This is a genomic window from Micromonospora sp. M61, assembly GCF_018070245.1.
GTDB lineage: Bacteria > Actinomycetota > Actinomycetes > Mycobacteriales > Micromonosporaceae > Micromonospora > Micromonospora zamorensis.
In genome coordinates this window covers 16,830-34,490 of record NZ_JAGPYA010000047.1, presented here as the reverse complement: position 1 = coordinate 34,490, position 17,661 = coordinate 16,830, and the positions used below count along the sequence as shown (strand labels likewise).

Below are 17,661 nucleotides of genomic sequence, written 5' to 3'. Positions count from 1 at the left end.
AAGCACCGCCTGACCTCCGCCTCGCCGGTCGTTCGGGGGGACCGGCGAGGCGGCATCCCAGCGGGTCAGGGGTGCAGCACGCTGCGGAGACAGCCGTCCTGCTTCTTCTCGAACAGCTCGTAGCCGTGTGCACCCTCTTCCAGGGAGATCGGGTGGGTGGCCAGGTAGCCGGGGTCGATCTCGCCGGCCGCGAGCCGGTCGAGCAGCATCGGGATGTAGCGCTGCGCGTGCATCTGCCCCATCCGCAGCACCAGGGCCTTGTTCATGGCCGCGCCGAGCGGGAACTTGTCCACCAGACCGGCGTACACCCCGACGATGCTCACCGTGCCACCCTTACGGCAGGCCATGATCGCCTGGCGTACGGAGGTCGGCCGGTCGGTCTGCAACCGAGCCGCCTGCTTCGTCCGGTCGTACGCGTAGGTCGGTCCGACGTCGTGTGACTCCATGCCAACGGCCTCGATGCAGGCGTCCGGCCCACGGCCGGCGGTCAGCTCCCGTAGCGCCTCCAGCACGTCCGTCTCCGCGTAGTTGATCGTCTCGACGCCGACCCGCTCGGCCGCCGTGGCGAGCCGATCCGGGAACCGGTCGATCATGATGACCCGCTCGGCGCCGAGGAGTTGCGCCGACCGGGCCGCCATCTGCCCGACGCCGCCGGCGCCCCAGACGGCGACCACCTCGCCACCGGTGAGCCCACAGAAGTCCGCCGCCATCCACCCGGTGGGCATCGCGTCGGAGGCGAACACCACCGAGTCGTCCGGCACCCCGTCGGGCACACCGAACGCACCAACGTCACCGAACGGCACCCGGATGTATTCGGCGTGCGACCCCGAGTAGCCGCCAGCGGCGTGCGAGTAGCCGAGAATGCCGGCCGGTGAGTGCCCCCACAGCTTCTCGGTGAACACCGGCTGGGGGTTGGAGTTGTCGCAGAGCGAGTACTGCTCGGTGCGGCAGTACCAGCAGCCACCACAGGCGACCACCGACCCGACCACCACGCGGTCACCGACCTTGTGCTGTCGTACGCCGGGCCCGGTCTCCACCACCTCGCCCATGAACTCGTGGCCGAGGATGTCGCCCTCCCGCATCGCCGGCAGGTACCCGTTGATCAGGTGCAGGTCGGAGCCGCAGACACTGCTGGCCCGGACGCGGACGATGATGTCCCCCTCGGCGCGGATTCTGGGCTCCGGCACGTCCCGCACCGCCAGCTTGCCGACGCCTTCCCAACACAGTGCCCTCACGCCCGGCCTCCCGTCATCAGCTTCTCCCGGACCTTGTCGGTCGCCTTCTCCTGCCTCGGGCTCCGGCCGGACGGGTCGTCGCGGGTGTCCATCACCTGGCCACACTCGATCAGCGACTTCACCCGCCGCAGGGCGTCCCGCAGCGCCAGATCGGGGTCGTCCCCACCGATCAGGCCCAACACCCGGCGCACCGGGCCCGAGCGGTACCGCAGCTCGGCGCGGATCTCGGTGCCCCGGCCCTGGGGCGCGTCGGCCAGCTCGATCCGCCCCTCCTGCGGCACCGGCCCGTCCTCGACCCGCCACCGCAGCGTGCCGGGCCCGTCAACGGTGATCTCCGCCCGCCACTCGGTGTCGCCGCCGGCCCGGTCGCGGGCCACGCACCGCCAGCGCCGGTCGTCGAGCTGCTCCAGGGTGGCCCACCCGGCCAGCGCGCGGTCCAGCCGTTCCCGGTCGGTCCAGAAGCCGATCACCTCATCCCGGGGCCGGTCCACGGTCACCCCGCGACGCACGACGTACCAGCCGTCCTGCCGCTCCGGCTGATGCCGGTGCCGACGGCGAGCCACCGCCCGCCCCACACCGGCCGCCGTGACCGCGGTGACGCCGAGCACCGCCCATCTCGTTCCGTTGTTGGTCATCTCGCCTCCTCCACCCGGAGGTCCGGGCATGGACACCTCTTTCCGGCAGCGCTACCCGGCGTCGGGCGGTCGAAACAACACGTCCGTTTGATCGGCGGGAATGCGGGCAGGTGCTGCTCAGCCACCGGTTCACCGCTGCCCTGCCGAGGAGGCCCGTCGATGTCCCTGTTCAGCCCAGCTGGTGACGCCCGGCCCGCCGCGCGCGGGTGGGGCGTCGAAGACGACCGCGCCGGCACGGCGCCGGTCCGACTGCCGATGACGTACGTGCTGCCGCTGCGCTGGCACGCCGACACCGGCCTGGCCGAGCTGACCGGTTACCTGCGGTGGCTGGCCGACCGGGTCGACGTGATCGTGGTCGACGGCTCCGCCCCGGACCTGTTCGCACGGCACGCCGACGCCTGGCGGGGGCTGGTCCGGCACCTCCCGCCCGACGCCACCACTCGCGGGCTCAACGGCAAGGTGCTCGGCGTACGCACCGGCGTGCGCGCGGCAGGCCACGAGCACGTGGTGATCGCCGACGACGACGTCCGGTACGACGAGGCCGGTCTGACCGCCGTGCACCGGCTGCTGGACCGGGTCGACCTGGTGCGGCCGCAGAACTACTTCGACCCGCTGCCCTGGCACGCCTGGTGGGACACCGGCCGGACGCTGCTCAACAGGGCGCTCGGCGCTGACTACCCGGGGACCCTCGCGGTGCGTCGCAGCACCTTCCTCGCCATGGGCGGCTACGACCCGGACGTGCTCTTCGAGAACCTGGAGCTGATCCGCACCCTGCGCGCGAACGACGGCACCGAGGCGGCGCCGGCCTGGCTCTACGTACGCCGGCTGCCTCCGGACGCCGCGCACTTCCGCGGGCAACGGGTCCGTCAGGCGTACGACGATCTGGCCCAGCCGGCGCGCCTGCTGACCTCGCTCGCGGTCCTGCCGGCGCTGGCCGCGGCGGTCGCGGCCCGGCGGCCCGCGCTGGTGCTCGGCGCGGCGGCCGGCACCGTGGTCCTCGCCGAGGTGGGTCGCCGTCGCGCCGGCGGCACCACTGTCTTCCCTGCGGCGACGGCGTTGGCGGCTCCGGTCTGGCTGCTGGAGCGCGGCGTGTGCGGCTGGCTCGCGGTCGGCCAGCGGTTCCTGTTCGGCGGTGTCCGCTACGGCGACACCCGAATCCGCCGGGCCGCCCACCGGACCCGCGCCCTGCGACGCCGCCACCACTGACCGGACCCCACAACGCGACAGCTCGCGGTCACCGAGGTGGCCGCGAGCTGTCGGGATTACGGTGGGGTCAGGAGTTGACCTGGTGCCGGGCCTGCTGGGCCTGGTCCTTGACGTCGTACGCGGCCGACTTCGTGTCGTCCTTGACCGCGTGCACGGCGTCCTGGGCGGTGGACTTCACCGACTGGGCGGCCTGCTGGGCCGGCTCGCGCAGCTCTTCCTTGAGCTCGCTGGCCACAGTGCCAAGCTTCTCGGTCACCGCACCGCTGTGCTCGCTGACCCGCTCCTTGAGCTGGGTGGCGGCCTGCTGCTCACGGCGGGAGGCCGGGATCAGCGACGAGGCCAGCCAGCCGACCCCGAACGCGATCAGACCGGCGGCGAGAGGGTTGCCCTGGGACTTCTGCCGGATCACCCGCGGAGCGCTGTGGGCGGCGTCGCTGACACTGGTCGCCGCCGAGTGCGCGGCGTCGCTGACGCTGGAGGCCGCCGACGAGGCGCGGTCACCCACCGAGTGGGCGGCCTGGCCGGTGCCGTGGCCGAGGTCAGACGCGGTTCCCATGACCTTGTCCCTCACATTCTGCAGAGCGGAACGGGCCCGCTGCTTGCGGTCGTCGACGATGCGGCTCGGGCTGACCTTGTACGCCAGCGCGTCCACGTCGGAGCTGAGGCTGTTACGGGTGGCTTCGATCTCGCGGCGGATCTGATCGGGATCGGTGCTCATCGGGTGACTCCCTCCGGGTGCGGCTTGAGCGCGTCGGGGATCCGCTGCACGCTGTCGTTGGTCTGCTTGAGCCCGCGCACGTGCTGGGCGTTCTGCTTCGCCTTGGAGTAGAGGACGGCGGCGACCGCGGCCCAGATCACGGCCACGATCAGCGCGGCCAGACCGGAGTCCATGACGTTGTCAAGGAACTGCCACACGGCGATGGACACGAAGAGCGCCACCATGTAGCCGCCGAAGCCGGCACCGCCGAAGAGCCCGGCGGTCTTGCCGGCCTTCTTGCCCTCCTGGCGGATCTCGGCCTTGGCCAGCTCGACCTCCTGGCGCATCAGCGTCGACAGGTCGGTGGTGACCTGACGCATCAGGTCACCCAGCGAGCTGCCCTTCACCTCCGCGGCGGTGTGCGGGGCACCCGCGTCGGGGTGGTATCCGGAGTCCAGCCCGGACCCCTGCGTCGGCATGCTCATGCCGTCGCCTCCCTTCGGATGACTCGGCGGCTCACGGGCGCGGGCTGCCGCTGGACGGCACGCCCGGCAGCGGGTCGGTCTGGGTCACGGGCGGCAGCGGCTGCCCGGTGCCGGTCGGCTCGGTGTAGCCACCGGGAGCCGGCGCGGTGTAACCGCCGGGGGTCGGGTCGGTGTAACCGCCGGGGGTCGGCTCGGTGTACGTGCCGGGGGTCGGGTCGAGGTAACCGCCCGCCGGGGTGGCGTCCGGCGCCGCGCGGGGTGCCGGCGGCGGCGTCGGGATCACGGCGGTCTGCTCCGGGTCGTACGCACCGGCGCCCCGGTAGGCCGAGGATCCGTTGCCGGAGTCGTCGCCAGCGGAGGAGATGCTGCGGGTCAGCCGGCCGGCCAACACGCCGAGAACCGCCGCGCCGACCAGGAAGGTGCCCGGGTTGCGCCGCGCGTAGTCGCGCACCTCGGTGATCAGGTCGCCGGGCTCGCGCTCCTCGAGCCAGCCGGCGACGCCGTGCACCCGGTCGGCGGCCTGGCGGGCCAGCTCGGTCACAGGGCCGGCCTGGCCACCCTGCTCGGCCATCGAGCGCATCTCGTCGGCCAGCGAACGCAGCCCACCAGCGGCCCGGCGCTGCTGCTCACCGGTCTGGCTGGCGAGCTGGGTGCGAGCCTCGCCGTACAGGTTGCGGGCCTGCCGGGCCGCCTCGCGGGTGACCTCGGTGCCCTGCTCCTTGGCGGTCTGGGCGACCGCGCCGCCAGCCTGCGCGGCCTCGGAACCGACCTGGCGCGCCTGGTCGCGAACGCCACCGCCGTTCGTCGACTCCTGCCCGTACGTGGAAGACGTAGGTGAAAGATCGTAAGACATGATTTCCCTTCCGCTCAGAAAGTCGTCGCGGTTGTGCTGGGGGGATGCGGCTGCGTTGCCGCAGCCGCTGACCATTGACCTACCCTGCGTTTTGGCTTCCATACCTCTTCGTGCATTTCTCTGCGGGACCGGCCGCTCCAACTTCAAAATGGAGGATCGTCGGGCTGCGTCACGTCGCCGCTGCGGACAGTGAGGTTCGCGAGTGCTGGCAGATCCATGGAGGGGGCAGCGATGGCACGAGACGCGCGAGGTGGCCGACGGGCCGGCCCTCGACCCCGGGTCCAGCTGGCCGCGTTGGCCGTCGCCGGGGTCTTCCTGCTGATCGGCGTGCTCGGCTTCATCCCCGGCATCACCACCGACTACGGCGAGCTGAGATTCGCCGGACACCACTCGGACGCCCGGCTGCTGGGGCTGTTCCAGGTGTCGATCCTGCACAACGCGGTGCACCTGCTCTTCGGGCTGGTCGGCCTGGTGATGGCCCGCAGCATCGCCGGCGCCCGCGTGTTCCTGGCCGCCGGCGGCGCGATCTACCTCGCCCTCTGGCTGTACGGCCTGGGGATCGAGGCGGTCAACCCGGAGGGCGGGGCGAACATCCTGCCAGTGAACGACGCCGACAACTGGCTGCACCTCGCGCTCGGCTTCGGGATGCTCGCGCTCGGGCTGCTGCTGTCGAACCAGGCGGGCACCGGCGGGCGCCTCGACAATCCCGCCGAACGGCACTGACCTGGAGCTTTTGGTGGTTTCGCCGCCACACCGGCAGGGGTAATCGACCGCCGAAGGAGGTACGTCATGCCTCGTTGGCTACGCAACAACGGCCTGGCCGTCGCCATGCTGGGGGCCTTCCTGGTCTTCCTCGTGTTGCAGAGCGTCTTCGGCTGGCAGACCCACAATGAGGAGCTGACCGAGTTCGGCGCCGCGCCGCTGAGCTGGCCGGCGTACCTGACCAGCGGGCACTTCATCGAGTCGGTCTTCGAGAACTGGGAGTCGGAGTTCCTCCAGATGGGCGGGTACGTGCTGCTCACCGCGCACCTGGTGCAGCGGGGTTCGGCCGAGTCGAAGCCGGTGGACCAGACCGACCGGCCGGAGGACGACGAGCGCCGGGCCACCCCGCAGTCGCCCTGGCCGGTGCGTGTCGGCGGTCTGCCGCTGGTGATCTACCGCAACAGCCTCTCCCTCGCGCTGCTGCTGATCTTCGCCGGTTCGTTCGTCGGTCACCTGTTCGGTGGCACGGCCGCGTACAACCAGGAGCAGGCGCTACAGAGCGGCGCACCGCCGATCGGGGTGTGGGAGTTCCTCGGCACCAGCGACTTCTGGTTCCAGTCGATGCAGAACTGGCAGAGCGAGTTCCTCGCGGTCGGTGCGCTGATCCTGCTGAGCATCGTCCTGCGCCAGCACGCCTCACCCGAGTCGAAGCCGGTGACCGTCGAGCACGCCAGCACCGGCGCCTGACCGGCGACGCGACGCCTCAGGCCGCGACCGGCAGCCGCTTGGCGAAACAGACGCTGTACGGGTTGCCCACGTACTCGCCGTAGACCGGGATCTGCTCGTAGCCACACGAGGTGTACAGCGCGATCGCCGTCGGCAGGTAGGTGCCGGTCTCCAGGCAGACCACCGAGTGCCCCTGTCGGAACGCGCACTCCTCCAGCGCGGCCACCAACTGGCGGGCGATGCCCCGCCCCCGGTACGCGGGCCGCACGTACATCCGCTTGATCTCGCCGGTCTCGGCGTCGAGCGACTGGAGCCCTCCGCAGGCGACCGCCCGATCGTTGACCACCACGGCCAGGTAGCGGACGTCGTCGTGCGGCATGAAGACCTGCCCGTCCAACCCACCGTCGGCCTCGCGCAGCTCACGCTGCTGCGCGACGACGAGGGCGGCGATCTCCGGATCGGTGACAGGCCGGGACTCGATCAGCATCACCCCACGCTAGAACGGGTGGATTTCGCGGAGGTTTCCGGAAATCAACCCGATCACAGAGCGCAACGAACTACTCGGCGTCGTCCTCGTCGTCGATGTCGTCGAGGTCGTCGGACGCGTCCGCGCCCACCTCGTCGGCCGACCGCACCCGGCGGGCCTTACGGGCGGCGAGCCGGTCCGCCGCCGAGGCCCGGTTCGACTTCTCCTCCAGGCGGACGTCGGTGCCCCGGTTACCGGGTACGAAGTCCACGCCGGCGAACAGCGTCGGCTGCCAGTCGAACTCGCGCGCGCCGATCCGGACCAGGTCACCGGGCTGCGCGCCGGCCTTGGCCAGCTTGTCCTCCACCCCGAGCCGGGCCAGCCGGTCGGCCAGGTAGCCGACCGCCTCGTCGTTGTCGAAGTTGGTCTGCTTGACCCAGCGCTCGGGCCGGACACCGCGCACGGTGAAGGAGCCGTCCGCCTCGGCCGTGATGGTGAAGCCGTCGTCGTCCACGGCCATCGGACGGATCACGATCCGGGTCGGCTCGGCGGGCGGTGCGGCCTTGCGCTCGGCCTCGACCAGGTCGGCCATCGCGTAGGTCAGCTCCTTGAGCCCCTCCCGGGTGGCCGCGGACACCTCGAACACCCGGTAGCCGCGCTCCTCCAGGTCGGGGCGCACGATCTCGGCGAGGTCCCGGCCGTCCGGCACGTCGACCTTGTTCACGGCCACGAGTCGCGGGCGGTCGGTGAGCCCGCCGTACTGGCTCAGCTCCGCCTCGATGGCGTCGATGTCGGCGACCGGGTCACGCCCGGGCTCCAGGGTCGCCGAGTCGATGACGTGCACCAGCACCGCGCAGCGCTCGATGTGCCGCAGGAACTCCAGGCCCAGGCCCTTGCCGGTCGCCGCACCCGGGATCAGACCCGGGACGTCAGCGACGGTGAAGGTGTGGTTGTCCATCCGGACCACACCGAGGTTGGGCACCAGGGTGGTGAACGGGTAGTCGGCGATCTTCGGCTTGGCCGCGGAGATCACCGAGATCAGCGACGACTTGCCGGCCGACGGGAAACCCACCAGGCCCACGTCGGCGACGCTCTTGAGCTCCAGCACGATGTCCAGCTGGTCGCCGGGCTCGCCCAGCTCGGCGAAGCCCGGAGCCTTGCGCTTGGCGTTGGCCAGCGAGGCGTTGCCCCGCCCGCCGCGCCCACCGCGGGCCACCTCGAAGGTGGTGCCGGCGCCGACCATGTCGGCCAGCACGGTGCCGTCGGTGGTCTGCACCACGGTGCCGTTGGGCACCTTGAGCACCAGGTTGTGACCGTTGGCCCCGTCCCGGTTCGACCCGGCGCCGCCCTTGCCGTTGTCGGCCTTGACGTGCGGGTGGAAGTGGAAGTCGAGCAGCGTGGTCACCTGCGGGTCGACCACCAGCGACACGCTGCCGCCGTGCCCGCCGTTGCCGCCGTCCGGCCCGCCGAAGGGCTTGAACTTCTCGCGGTGGATCGAGGCACAACCGTGCCCGCCATCGCCGGCCTGCAGATGCAGAACGACCCGGTCAACGAACGTTGCCACGGCGTCAATCCTTCCAGCGAGGTCCAACCCCGCACTTCGAAAAAAGCCAAACGGGCCGGGACCCGTAGGTCCGCGGCCCGCTTGGCTCGAGAACTACTGCTGCGGAACGATGCTGACGGTCTTGCGACCGCGCTTGGTGCCGAACAGGACCGCACCGGCCGACAGCGCGAACAGCGTGTCGTCGCCGCCACGGCCGACCAGGTCACCGGGGTGGAACTTGGTGCCACGCTGCCGGATGAGGATCTCACCGGCGCTGACAACCTGACCACCGAAGCGCTTCACGCCGAGTCGCTGGGCCGCGGAGTCACGACCGTTACGCGAGCTGGACGCACCCTTTTTGTGAGCCATTGGAGGACGACCTACTTCCCGCTGGAGATGCCGGTCACCTTGACCTGGGTCAACGGCTGGCGGTGACCCTGGCGCTTGTGGTAGCCGGTCTTGTTCTTGAACTTGTGGATCCGGATCTTCGGGCCCTTGGTGTGCGCGGCGATTTCGCCGGACACCGCGACCTCGGCAAGCTTCGCCGCGTCGGTCACCAGGTCGTCACCGTCGACGAGGAGCACCGCGGTGAGCTTCACCGCGTCACCGGGGGCACCGGTGAGCTTCTCGACCTCGATCACGTCGCCCTCGGCGACCTTGTACTGCTTGCCGCCGGTCTTGACGATCGCGTACATCGGAGGCGGACTCCCTGTCGTTGAGGCTGCTGGCGGTCGTCCCCGCAGCGGCTCGCCGGGTAGCAGTGCACGGCGGCGCGGGCACACGGGAACTCGGCACACCAAAGGTGGGCCGCAGGCAAGAGTACGCCATTGCCGGCCCCGACCCCAAACCGGCCCGCCCTGGTCAGCGCGCGCAGAGCTGGTCGAGACGCTGCTGGAGCCGGTCCAACTCAGTCTCGTCGATCGACTCGACGTCGACGCTGAGCGCGGCCACCTCGGTGCCGAGGTCCGTGAGCAGAGTCTTGAGCTGCGGATCGGTGGCCTGCTCCGACTGCTCCCGCAGCTCGGTGCGCCAGCCGTCCAGTGCCGCCTCGGCCCGCCCACGGGCGGCCTCGGCCGTGCTGCTGTCCCCGGCGCCCACCGCCGCGACCATCCGGCCCAGCTCCGCCACGTACGTCCGTACGGCGGTGGTGCTGGCCTGCTGGGCGGCGACGCAGACCTGCGTGCCGCCGCCCGCCGCAGCACCACTGGCCGGAACACCGCTCGGCCCGGAGGCCGAGCCACCGGTGGTCACGCCGGTCGGACCTGGCCCGACGCTCCCCGGCCGGTCGGCGGAGCAGCCAGCCAGCACGGTGACCAACGCGGTGACGGCGAGCAGACGACGCATCTTCTTCTCCTGACCCGGGACGACCGATCCTGGACCGGGGTGGCCGCAACGGCGAGGTCCCTCCCCCGTCACATTGCCGGGGAAGGGACCTCGTCAAACACTTGGCCGGTCAGGCGGTCAGGGGCGCGTCCGCCGGCGGGCGCCACCCCGGCGTGAACGGCGTCGGCCGGCGCCACCCTCGGTGGCGTCCTCGTCGCCGTCACCGTCGGCGAGCGCGTCCGGGTCGTCCGCCGCCGCCAACCGAGCCGACTCCCCCTGCTGGCTGTCGGAGATCGCCGGCGCGGCGGCGGTGTCCGATTCGTAGCGGGACAGGTCGTAGCCCATGGTGTCCTGGTAGTCGGCGTCCGGTTCGGCGCTGGTGTCGGTGTCGACGACCTCCACGACGGCCCGCTCGGCCGGGGCGTTCTTGCGCGCCCGGCGGCGGGACGAGGTGGTGGCCTGCTCGGCGGCCGGGGCGGGGGCGGCCACCGCCGAGGCGACCGCCTTGACCTTCTCCCCCGCGCCGGCAGGGCGCGGCTTCTCCGGCACCGGCTCGGTGTGCATGATGACGCCCCGGCCCTTGCAGCACTCGCAGGTCTCGCTGAACGCCTCCAGCAGGCCCGCGCCGATGCGCTTACGGGTCATCTGCACCAGACCGAGCGAGGTGATCTCGGTAACCTGGTGCTTGGTCCGGTCCCGGCCCAGGCACTCGGTGAGTCGGCGCAGCACCAGCTCACGGTTCGACTCCAACACCATGTCGATGAAGTCGATCACCACGATGCCGCCGATGTCGCGCAACCGGAGCTGGCGGACGATCTCCTCCGCCGCCTCCAGGTTGTTGCGGGTGACGGTCTCCTCCAGGTTGCCCCCGGAGCCGGTGTACTTACCGGTGTTGACGTCGACGACAGTCATCGCCTCGGTGCGGTCGATCACCAGCGAGCCACCGGAGGGCAGGAAGACCTTGCGGTCCAGGCCCTTGATGATCTGCTCGTCGATCCGGTACTCGGCGAAGACGTCGCTCGTCCCGACGTGCCGGCGCACCCGGTCCACCAGGTCCGGAGAGACGTGCGACAGGTACGACTCGACGATGTCGTACGACTGCTCGCCCTCGATCACCAGCTCGCGGAAGTCCTCGTTGAACAGGTCACGGACCACGCGGATGACCAGGTCCGGCTCCCCGTAGAGCAGCGCCGGGGCGCCACCCTCGGCGGCCTTGGCCTGGATGTCCTCCCACTGCGCCTGGAGCCGCTTGACGTCACGGGCCAGCTCGTCCTCGGTGGCGCCCTCGGCGGCGGTGCGGACGATGACGCCCGCGCCGTCCGGAACGAGCTTCTTGAGCACGTCGCGCAGCCGCTTGCGCTCGTTGTCCGGCAGCTTGCGGCTGATCCCGGACGCGTTGCCGTTGGGCACGTAGACCAGGTGCCGGCCGGAGAGCGCGATGTGGCTGGTCAGCCGAGCGCCCTTGTGCCCGATCGGGTCCTTGGTGACCTGGACCAGCACCGAGTCGCCGGAGCGCAGCGCCTGCTCGATCGAGCGGGCCCGCCCTTCCAGGCCGGACACGTCCCAGTTGACCTCGCCGGCGTACAGCACCGCGTTGCGGCCCCGGCCGACGTCGACGAACGCCGCCTCCATGCTCGGCAGCACGTTCTGCACCTTGCCCAGGTACACGTTGCCGGCCATGGTGCCGGAGGAGTTACGGGTGACGTAGTGCTCGACCAGCACGCCGTCCTCCAGGACGGCGATCTGGGTACGGTCGCCGCGCTGGCGGACCGCCATCACGCGATCGACGGCCTCCCGGCGCGCCAGGAACTCCGACTCGCTGAGGATCGGCGGTCGGGTACGCCGCTGCTCCCGGCCGTCGCGGCGGCGCTGACGCTTGGCCTCCAGGCGGGTCGAGCCGGAGACGCCCTGCACCTCGTCGACGGTCCGGCGCGGCTCGCGGATCTTGACCACGGTCGGCACACCGTCGTCCGCGGCGCCCTCCGTGTCGCCCGCACCACGGCGACGACGACGCCGGCGACGACGGGTCAGGCCATCGCCGCCCTCGGTCTCCTCGTCCTCGTCACTCTCGGCCTCGACCTCTGCGGTCTCTTCCTCGTCGGCCTGCGCCGCCTCCTCGGACTCCTCGTCCTCGGCGTCGTCGGCCCCGCCCTTGCCACGGCCCCGGCCCCGGCGACCACGCCGGCGCCGACGGCGCGCGGCGGCGCTGTCCTCGTCGTCCTCATCCGTCTCGGCGGCCTCGTCGGCCTCCTCGACCGGCTCTTCCTCGGCCTCGATCGCCTCGACCGGCTCGACCGGCTCGATGTCGCGGCGACCACGCCGGCGGCGGCGGGACGGCTCGGCGGCCTCCTCCACAGCCGGCTCCTCGGCGACCGGGGCCGGCTCCACCGGCCGGGTCACCGGCACAGCGTCCGGCTGGGGTGCCATGAACAGCACTGTGGGCGCCGAGAGGGCGGCCCTCCGACGACGGGTTCGCGGCTGCTCCGGCTCGACCTCGGCCGGCTCGATGGGCTCATCGGCCACAGCGGGGACGGCCACACCCGGCGGCACCTCGCCCGAGCGCTCCTGCGCCCCACTGGTCCAGGCCAGCTTGGCGGCGCTCGCCCTCGGGAGGGTGTCGGTGTCGTTCAGCTCGGCCTCGGCCTCGCGCAGGTCGGACTCCGCCGGCTCCTCGTCGACAACCGGTTCCTCGGCGACGACCGGCTCCTCGATCGAGGGCTGCTCTTCGACGGCGGCCGGCTGCTCGCTGGCGGGCGGCTCCTCGACGGCAGCCGGGGTGGCCTTCTTGCGCCTGGTCCGGGTCACCTTGACCGGCGGGACCACCTCGGCCGAGGCCGCCTCCGCGGAGGCGGCGACCAACGGCTCCTCGGCGGTGGTCTCGACGGGGGTGGCCTTGCGGCGGCGCCGGGGGGTCTTCGGTGCGACGTCCTGGTCACCGGAGACCGGGGCGAAGACCTCCGCCTGCGGCGACTCGACGCTGCCGGACCCACCCGTGGACGCCTCGATCGGCGCGTCGGTCTGCTCCGGCTGATTGAGCGGGGCGGCCCGACGACGGGTCGCCCTCGCACGCCGTACCGGCGCGGCAGGCTCAGCCGTCTCCGCGCCTGCTGGTTCGACCGAGGCCGAGCCGACGGCCGTGGTAGGGGTCGCGACGGCGGCGCCGTCGGTCGTGGTGCTCTCGTCGGCGGTTTCACCGGCCGGCTGTGAACCGGTCCGTTCGCCGCCCTCGGGCTCGTTCTCGAGCATGGACGTTCTCCAGTTCTGGCTAGCCCGGGCGCGGGTGAGCGCTGCCACGCAGGGTCGCCGCAAAAGTGTTTCCGCCGGGCGCGCGTGGTGCGCGACCGCCGAAGTCTGCCTGCCAGAACACCGACCGTCGGTCAGTGCCCAACGATGGCTGCCCCGTCGCGGTCCGCATCCAACGGATCCACGATCGCACCCTGCGCGGTCAACGTGCCCTGAGCCAGCCGGGTCACCCTCGGCGAAACCGGCGGCTCCAGGTCGGCCACCACGCGGAGGCCGGAAAGGACGTCATCGGGCCGTACGGACGGGGTGACCTGCCGCACGACCAGTTCGAGTATCGCACACGGTACGGCCGGCGCCCCGGAAGGCGTCGGTGCCGACGCCGGGGCATCGATGGATATCACGGCAGCACGGGCGTCGAACGTGCGTCGGCCCTGCTTGGTCATCCGCTCCACCAGCACCTCGTCGGCCGCGACGAAGGCGTCCACCGCCGCGCGCAGCACCGCCGGGTCGACCTCGGGCATCTCGATGTACCAGCGCGACGCCTCGATCCGGTCCGGGAGACTGCCTCCCTCGGCGATCACGGCGTCCAGGACGTCCAGCCCCGGTGAGAGCGCGGCGTCCAACGCGGCGCGCAACGCCTCCGGGTCGACCTCCGACTGGAGGGCGATCTCCAGGTATTCCGCCTCGCTCGCCACCCCGGTGGGGGCGGCGCTGGCGTAGGAGATCTTTGGGTGCGGGTGGAAACCCTGGGAGAAGGCGATCGGCACGGCGGCCCGGCGCAGCGCGCGTTCGAAGGCGCGGGCGAAGTCCCGGTGCGAGGTGAACCGCAGCGGGCCGCGCTTGGCGTATCGGATGCGGACGCGCTGGACGACCGGTGCCTGGCCGCCCTCGGGTTGAGGCTTCTTGGCGATCGTGGGCTCCTCGGGGGTACCTGCGTGTGCACCCATCCTGGCGCAGTGTCCGTGACGGTACGCAGCCGGGGCTGTCGCCTCGCCCCGACGAACCGGGTGGAAACGGTCGACACGGCCATGATCACTCGCCGAAGACGCCGATGGCCGGCCGGTGACACGTAGGTCACCCGGCCGGCCATCGGCGATCAGGACCGGTTGTCGTGCCCCGGTGGAGCCGACGGGCCCCCGCCAGGCGGGCCGTAGCCCGGCGGCTGCGGCGCGTACCCGGACGGTGGGGCGTACCCGGACGGTGGGGCGTACCCGGACGGTGGGGCATAGCCCGGGGGTGCGGGGTAACCGGGCGGCGGGGCGTAACCGGCACCCGGTGGGGCGTACCCGTCGGTGGCCGCCTGGTCGAGCAGGTCGTCCGGCAGGTCGGCCGCCAGGGCCGCCTCACGGCGGTACCGACGTCGGTTCCAGATCAGGAACACCGCCAACCCCAGCAGCAGCACCAGCACCACGGCGATGCCGATGACTACCACCATGACCTGCTGGTCGGTGGGGCCACCGCGGTCGCCGTGCTGGGTGACGTCGAACTCCTCGGCCGCGTCCGCTGTCCGAGTGGGTGCCGGGTTGGCCGCGGCGGCCGGGTCGAGCAGCGGATTGGCGCTGACCGGCGGCACGCTCGCGCTCAGCGCGGTCACCGGGTCGATCAGGCCGAACCCGTACTGCGGATCCCGGCCGGCGGGGCCGGCGTCCCGGGAGGTCCGGATGATCCGGTTGATCACGTTGGCGGCGTCGAGGTTCGGGTACTTCGATCGGATCAACGCGGCCAGACCGGAGACGATCGCCGTGGAGTCGGAGGTGCCGTCACCCCAGCCGTAGCCCTTGTTGCGGCCGGCGTTGTAGATGTCATCGCCAGGTGCGGCGACCACCGCCTCGGGGCCCTGGACCGAGCCGGACCAGAACCTGCCACCGCGGGTCGTCCCGGTCACGGCGATCACACCGGGGACGTTGGCGGGAGCATCGACCTTGACGCTGCCCTTGGCGATGTTGCCGGCGGCGACCACCACGACGGCGTCGCGCTCCAGGGCGTAATGGATGGCGCTGACCTCTTCGGGGGTGACGGCCGACGGCTTGCTCAGTGACACGTTGATGACCTTGGCGCCACCGTCGGCGGCCATCCTGATGCCGCGGCTGACCAGCACTTCGTCGTACGGCGCGTCATCCTCCGCAGAGTCGTCCAGTCTGATGGGCAGGATCTTCGCGCCGGGGGCGATGCCGTCCACGCCGTCGGGGCTGGCGTTCGTCGCCGCGATGATGCCGGCCATGTGCGTGCCGTGCCCCTGCGCGTCGACTCGTCCATCTCCGCTGCCGCCGTCGCTGCGGCCACCGGCGAGCACCTGGCCCTTGAGATCCGGGTGATTCGCGTCGACGCCGCTGTCCACCACTGCCACGATCACGCCCTGCCCGGTGGACAGCTTGTGCGCCTGCGCGATCCGGAGCTCATCCAAATACCACTGCTCGGCCCGCCGAGGCGCGGCGGCCGCCGGTTGGGCGGCCCCCACCACCAGGAGACCCGCCAGCAGGCAGGCAGTCACCGACCGGAACGCTGCAGCATTCACCCTCATCCGTCCGTCCTCATCGAAGGACGCCCGGGGACGCCCCGTCACCAGGGCCCCACGGATCGTCATCCTCAGTCAACCACGACGAGTGTTCGGAGCCGGTGCCACCGCCGTGCCCTGCACCGCCGGCGCCGCCCATCATGCCGCCGCCCATCATCCCGGCGCCGCCCATCCCGGTGCCGCCACGCGCGCCACCCGGCATGCCGGCGCCACCGGCACCCGCGCCAGCGGCGGCACGCAGGGCGTTGGCCGCGCTCGTCACCGGCGGAATCTTTCCGTTGCCGCCACCCACCATGCCGGGGATACCGCCGACACCGATCCCGCTGGCGGCCCCCAGACCACCGCCGGACCCGAGCCCGCCGCCCGCGCCGACGCCGCCACCGAAACCACCGCCGGCTCCACCGAGACCGGCGCTGCCGACCCCGGCGCTGCCGAGGCCACCACCCACGCCACCGATGGTGGTGGGCGCGGCACCGGCCAGGCCGGTGCTGTAGCCGCCGTCGCCGTCCGGATAGCCGGAACCGGTGGTCGGCGGCGCGAATGGGCCGGGGCCTTCGAACGAGGGGCCGCCACCGGGGCCACCGGACGTCGTCGGGTTGAACGGGGCCACCGCGGACGTGGGGCCCCCGTTGATGTCGCTGATGCCGGGCGGCCTGCTGCCGATGGACGGGCCACCGCCACCACCACCGCCACCGCCGCCGCCACCAATGCCGCCGGTCTCAGGCAGCCCCTTCGGGGGCACCCGATCGTCGGGTCGATAGTCGTCCGCATGGCGTGCTGGATCGCCGACCACCAGCTTTGGACGCTCGGTGTACACGGCCGGGGGCAGCGGTGACATCGCCGTGTTCGCCGCCTGCTGATTGTCCCGGTACCAGTTGTCCAGATGGGCCTTGGTGTCCCAGAAGCCGCCCCGCTTCTGGTCACCGGCCTGGCCGTCGACCTTCATTGTCGCTTCGAGATCGTCGGCCTTGTCGCGGAACGCCCCGTCGGCGTACGACGCGGGGTTGCTCTGGTAGTCCGCGCGCAGCGCGGCGAGGAAGCCCGACGAGCTCTCGCCGTCGCGGGCGTCATCGAGCTCGGTGCCGTTGGGCAGGCTCCACTCGTTCCACCCGAAGTCGTCCCCCAACGGGATCGGGATCGTGGCCACCACCTTGCGGATGTCGCCCTCGATCCGCGTCAACGCGCCGCTGACGTTGCTCGCGTCGGTGATCAGATCCTCGATCTGCTTGCCGATCTTGCCGAGGTGCTCGCGATACGCGTCACCGCCGCTGCCCTTCCAGCCGGCGAGCATGCCGGGCAGACCACCCACGTGCGGGCGCTCCTGACCCGTCGCGATCGGGCCGACGAACGACCGACCGACGAGCGCGTCCCGCAGATGGCCCAGACCGGCGGAGAGGTTGCTCCACCCCATCCCGACCGAGCCGACCGTTTCCGGGTCCGCGGAGAGCGTCACCTCGCGGACGCACCGCTCCCAGGTTCCTCCAGCCATGCCGTCCCCCTCAGGCCGTGTACGGGTAGGTGGGCGTGCCGCCGGCAGGGGGCGGCGGAGCCGCCGACTCCAGCAGCCGCTCGATCTCCTTGCCGTTGGCGCCGTTGCGCGCCTCGGCGTCACGGAACGCCTTGGCGATGTCCTCTGTGCCCTGCTTCAGCGCGGCGAGCTTCTGGGAGAGCGTCTTGAGGTGCGCCTCCATGTTGGCCGTGGAGGTCTCGAGCGTCCGCCACTGCAGGCGGGCGTCCTCGAACGCGCCGAAGGGCGTGCCGTTCGGAACGGCCTGGGCGTTGTTGCTGTCGCCCTTCATCCGCTCCTTGATGCGCTCCATCTCGTAGCTGAGAGTGTCCTCGACATACTGCTTCAGCCGTTCGACGTACGCGGCTGCGGCGTCCAGGTCCTCGACGCTGACGTGCAGATCGCCGGTGTTCGGCGGCGGCAAGCTCCCCATGCGGTTCCTCCCCCGTTTCCGACCCTCGGGGTCGGTCCATGTCAGACGCAGCGTATCGAAGTCTGACCACGTCGGGGCAGCCCTGGCCGCCG

18 protein-coding genes are annotated in these 17,661 nt (G+C 71.7%); 3 read left to right on the top strand and 15 right to left on the bottom strand.

The window, feature by feature from the left end:
- Nucleotides 1-65: 65 nt before the first annotated feature.
- Together KBX34_RS24010 and KBX34_RS24005 are read right to left on the bottom strand one after the other, a co-directional pair.
- The gene (locus tag KBX34_RS24010) at nucleotides 66-1,235 is read right to left on the bottom strand and encodes a zinc-dependent alcohol dehydrogenase (protein WP_088949725.1); all 1,170 of its coding nucleotides are present in this window, start codon (nucleotides 1,233-1,235) and stop codon (nucleotides 66-68) included.
- A complete protein-coding gene (locus KBX34_RS24005; RefSeq protein ID WP_210793564.1) occupies nucleotides 1,232-1,870 on the bottom strand; it encodes a cyclase in 639 nt (212 codons plus the stop codon). Before KBX34_RS24005 ends, KBX34_RS24010 begins: the two co-directional genes overlap by 4 nt.
- 159 nt (nucleotides 1,871-2,029) lie before the next feature.
- Between KBX34_RS24005 and KBX34_RS24000 the strand changes: the two genes are divergently transcribed.
- Nucleotides 2,030-3,076, top strand: coding sequence for a glycosyltransferase family 2 protein (locus tag KBX34_RS24000; RefSeq protein ID WP_210927047.1), 1,047 nt, complete (start codon nucleotides 2,030-2,032; stop codon nucleotides 3,074-3,076).
- 67 nt (nucleotides 3,077-3,143) lie between these two features.
- Here KBX34_RS24000 and KBX34_RS23995 read toward each other — a convergent pair whose 3' ends face one another.
- The 3 genes from KBX34_RS23995 to KBX34_RS23985 are packed head-to-tail and all read right to left on the bottom strand — an operon-like array spanning nucleotide 3,144 to nucleotide 5,111.
- A complete protein-coding gene (locus KBX34_RS23995; RefSeq protein WP_210927045.1) occupies nucleotides 3,144-3,794 on the bottom strand; it encodes a DUF3618 domain-containing protein in 651 nt (216 codons plus the stop codon).
- Nucleotides 3,791-4,258 carry a phage holin family protein gene (locus KBX34_RS23990; protein WP_210793567.1) on the bottom strand — a complete coding sequence of 156 codons (468 nt, stop codon included), beginning with the start codon at nucleotides 4,256-4,258 and terminating at the stop codon, nucleotides 3,791-3,793. Before KBX34_RS23990 ends, KBX34_RS23995 begins: the two co-directional genes overlap by 4 nt.
- Nucleotides 4,259-4,289: 31 nt before the next feature.
- Nucleotides 4,290-5,111 (bottom strand): hypothetical protein, encoded by an 822-nt coding sequence (locus KBX34_RS23985; RefSeq protein ID WP_210927043.1) that lies wholly within the window; start codon nucleotides 5,109-5,111, stop codon nucleotides 4,290-4,292.
- A 231-nt stretch (nucleotides 5,112-5,342) separates the two neighbouring features.
- Between KBX34_RS23985 and KBX34_RS23980 the strand changes: the two genes are divergently transcribed.
- Entirely contained in the window at nucleotides 5,343-5,834 is a 492-nt protein-coding gene (locus KBX34_RS23980; RefSeq protein ID WP_088949730.1) for a DUF4383 domain-containing protein, read from the top strand.
- Between the two features lie 66 nt (nucleotides 5,835-5,900).
- Nucleotides 5,901-6,560 (top strand): DUF6766 family protein, encoded by a 660-nt coding sequence (locus KBX34_RS23975; RefSeq protein ID WP_141910805.1) that lies wholly within the window; start codon nucleotides 5,901-5,903, stop codon nucleotides 6,558-6,560.
- Between the two features lie 16 nt (nucleotides 6,561-6,576).
- Here KBX34_RS23975 and KBX34_RS23970 read toward each other — a convergent pair whose 3' ends face one another.
- From KBX34_RS23970 to KBX34_RS23925, 10 genes are all read right to left on the bottom strand, one after another.
- Nucleotides 6,577-7,026, bottom strand: a complete 450-nt coding sequence (locus KBX34_RS23970; protein ID WP_210927041.1) for a GNAT family N-acetyltransferase — start codon at nucleotides 7,024-7,026, stop codon at nucleotides 6,577-6,579.
- A 70-nt stretch (nucleotides 7,027-7,096) separates the two neighbouring features.
- Nucleotides 7,097-8,569, bottom strand: a complete 1,473-nt coding sequence (obgE, locus tag KBX34_RS23965) for a GTPase ObgE (protein ID WP_088949732.1) — start codon at nucleotides 8,567-8,569, stop codon at nucleotides 7,097-7,099.
- A 93-nt stretch (nucleotides 8,570-8,662) separates the two neighbouring features.
- Complete coding sequence (rpmA, locus tag KBX34_RS23960) at nucleotides 8,663-8,917, bottom strand: 50S ribosomal protein L27 (RefSeq protein ID WP_074313740.1); 255 nt, start codon at nucleotides 8,915-8,917, stop codon at nucleotides 8,663-8,665.
- Between the two features lie 11 nt (nucleotides 8,918-8,928).
- A complete protein-coding gene (gene rplU / locus KBX34_RS23955) occupies nucleotides 8,929-9,243 on the bottom strand; it encodes a 50S ribosomal protein L21 (protein WP_007464063.1) in 315 nt (104 codons plus the stop codon).
- A 166-nt stretch (nucleotides 9,244-9,409) separates the two neighbouring features.
- Complete coding sequence (locus KBX34_RS23950) at nucleotides 9,410-9,892, bottom strand: hypothetical protein (protein WP_210927039.1); 483 nt, start codon at nucleotides 9,890-9,892, stop codon at nucleotides 9,410-9,412.
- Nucleotides 9,893-10,009: 117 nt separating this feature from the next.
- Entirely contained in the window at nucleotides 10,010-13,117 is a 3,108-nt protein-coding gene (locus KBX34_RS23945; RefSeq protein WP_210927037.1) for an Rne/Rng family ribonuclease, read from the bottom strand.
- Nucleotides 13,118-13,248: 131 nt separating this feature from the next.
- Nucleotides 13,249-14,061, bottom strand: a complete 813-nt coding sequence (locus KBX34_RS23940) for a TIGR03936 family radical SAM-associated protein (RefSeq protein ID WP_210927035.1) — start codon at nucleotides 14,059-14,061, stop codon at nucleotides 13,249-13,251.
- 149 nt (nucleotides 14,062-14,210) lie between these two features.
- A complete protein-coding gene (mycP, locus tag KBX34_RS23935; protein WP_210927033.1) occupies nucleotides 14,211-15,635 on the bottom strand; it encodes a type VII secretion-associated serine protease mycosin in 1,425 nt (474 codons plus the stop codon).
- 10 nt (nucleotides 15,636-15,645) lie between these two features.
- The gene (locus tag KBX34_RS23930) at nucleotides 15,646-17,118 is read right to left on the bottom strand and encodes a hypothetical protein (RefSeq protein WP_210793572.1); all 1,473 of its coding nucleotides are present in this window, start codon (nucleotides 17,116-17,118) and stop codon (nucleotides 15,646-15,648) included.
- Nucleotides 17,119-17,128: 10 nt separating this feature from the next.
- Nucleotides 17,129-17,569: a hypothetical protein gene (locus tag KBX34_RS23925; protein ID WP_141910812.1), complete on the bottom strand. Its 441-nt coding sequence runs from the start codon at nucleotides 17,567-17,569 to the stop codon at nucleotides 17,129-17,131.
- Nucleotides 17,570-17,661 lie beyond the last annotated feature (92 nt).

Bases quoted from the DNA above. Each gene is read 5' to 3' on its own strand.
- KBX34_RS24000 (WP_210927047.1), top strand. From the start codon at position 2,030: ATGTCCCTGTTCAGCCCAGCTGGTGACGCCCGGCCCGCCGCGCGCGGG.
- KBX34_RS23995 (WP_210927045.1), bottom strand. From the start codon at position 3,794: ATGAGCACCGATCCCGATCAGATCCGCCGCGAGATCGAAGCCACCCGT.
- KBX34_RS23940 (WP_210927035.1), bottom strand. From the start codon at position 14,061: ATGGGTGCACACGCAGGTACCCCCGAGGAGCCCACGATCGCCAAGAAG.
- mycP (WP_210927033.1), bottom strand. From the start codon at position 15,635: ATGAGGGTGAATGCTGCAGCGTTCCGGTCGGTGACTGCCTGCCTGCTG.
- KBX34_RS23970 (WP_210927041.1), bottom strand. From the start codon at position 7,026: ATGCTGATCGAGTCCCGGCCTGTCACCGATCCGGAGATCGCCGCCCTC.
- rplU (WP_007464063.1), bottom strand. From the start codon at position 9,243: ATGTACGCGATCGTCAAGACCGGCGGCAAGCAGTACAAGGTCGCCGAG.
- rpmA (WP_074313740.1), bottom strand. From the start codon at position 8,917: ATGGCTCACAAAAAGGGTGCGTCCAGCTCGCGTAACGGTCGTGACTCC.
- KBX34_RS23990 (WP_210793567.1), bottom strand. From the start codon at position 4,258: ATGAGCATGCCGACGCAGGGGTCCGGGCTGGACTCCGGATACCACCCC.
- KBX34_RS24005 (WP_210793564.1), bottom strand. From the start codon at position 1,870: ATGACCAACAACGGAACGAGATGGGCGGTGCTCGGCGTCACCGCGGTC.
- KBX34_RS23975 (WP_141910805.1), top strand. From the start codon at position 5,901: ATGCCTCGTTGGCTACGCAACAACGGCCTGGCCGTCGCCATGCTGGGG.
- KBX34_RS23980 (WP_088949730.1), top strand. From the start codon at position 5,343: ATGGCACGAGACGCGCGAGGTGGCCGACGGGCCGGCCCTCGACCCCGG.
- KBX34_RS23985 (WP_210927043.1), bottom strand. From the start codon at position 5,111: ATGTCTTACGATCTTTCACCTACGTCTTCCACGTACGGGCAGGAGTCG.
- KBX34_RS23930 (WP_210793572.1), bottom strand. From the start codon at position 17,118: ATGGCTGGAGGAACCTGGGAGCGGTGCGTCCGCGAGGTGACGCTCTCC.
- KBX34_RS23925 (WP_141910812.1), bottom strand. From the start codon at position 17,569: ATGGGGAGCTTGCCGCCGCCGAACACCGGCGATCTGCACGTCAGCGTC.
- KBX34_RS23945 (WP_210927037.1), bottom strand. From the start codon at position 13,117: ATGCTCGAGAACGAGCCCGAGGGCGGCGAACGGACCGGTTCACAGCCG.
- KBX34_RS23950 (WP_210927039.1), bottom strand. From the start codon at position 9,892: ATGCGTCGTCTGCTCGCCGTCACCGCGTTGGTCACCGTGCTGGCTGGC.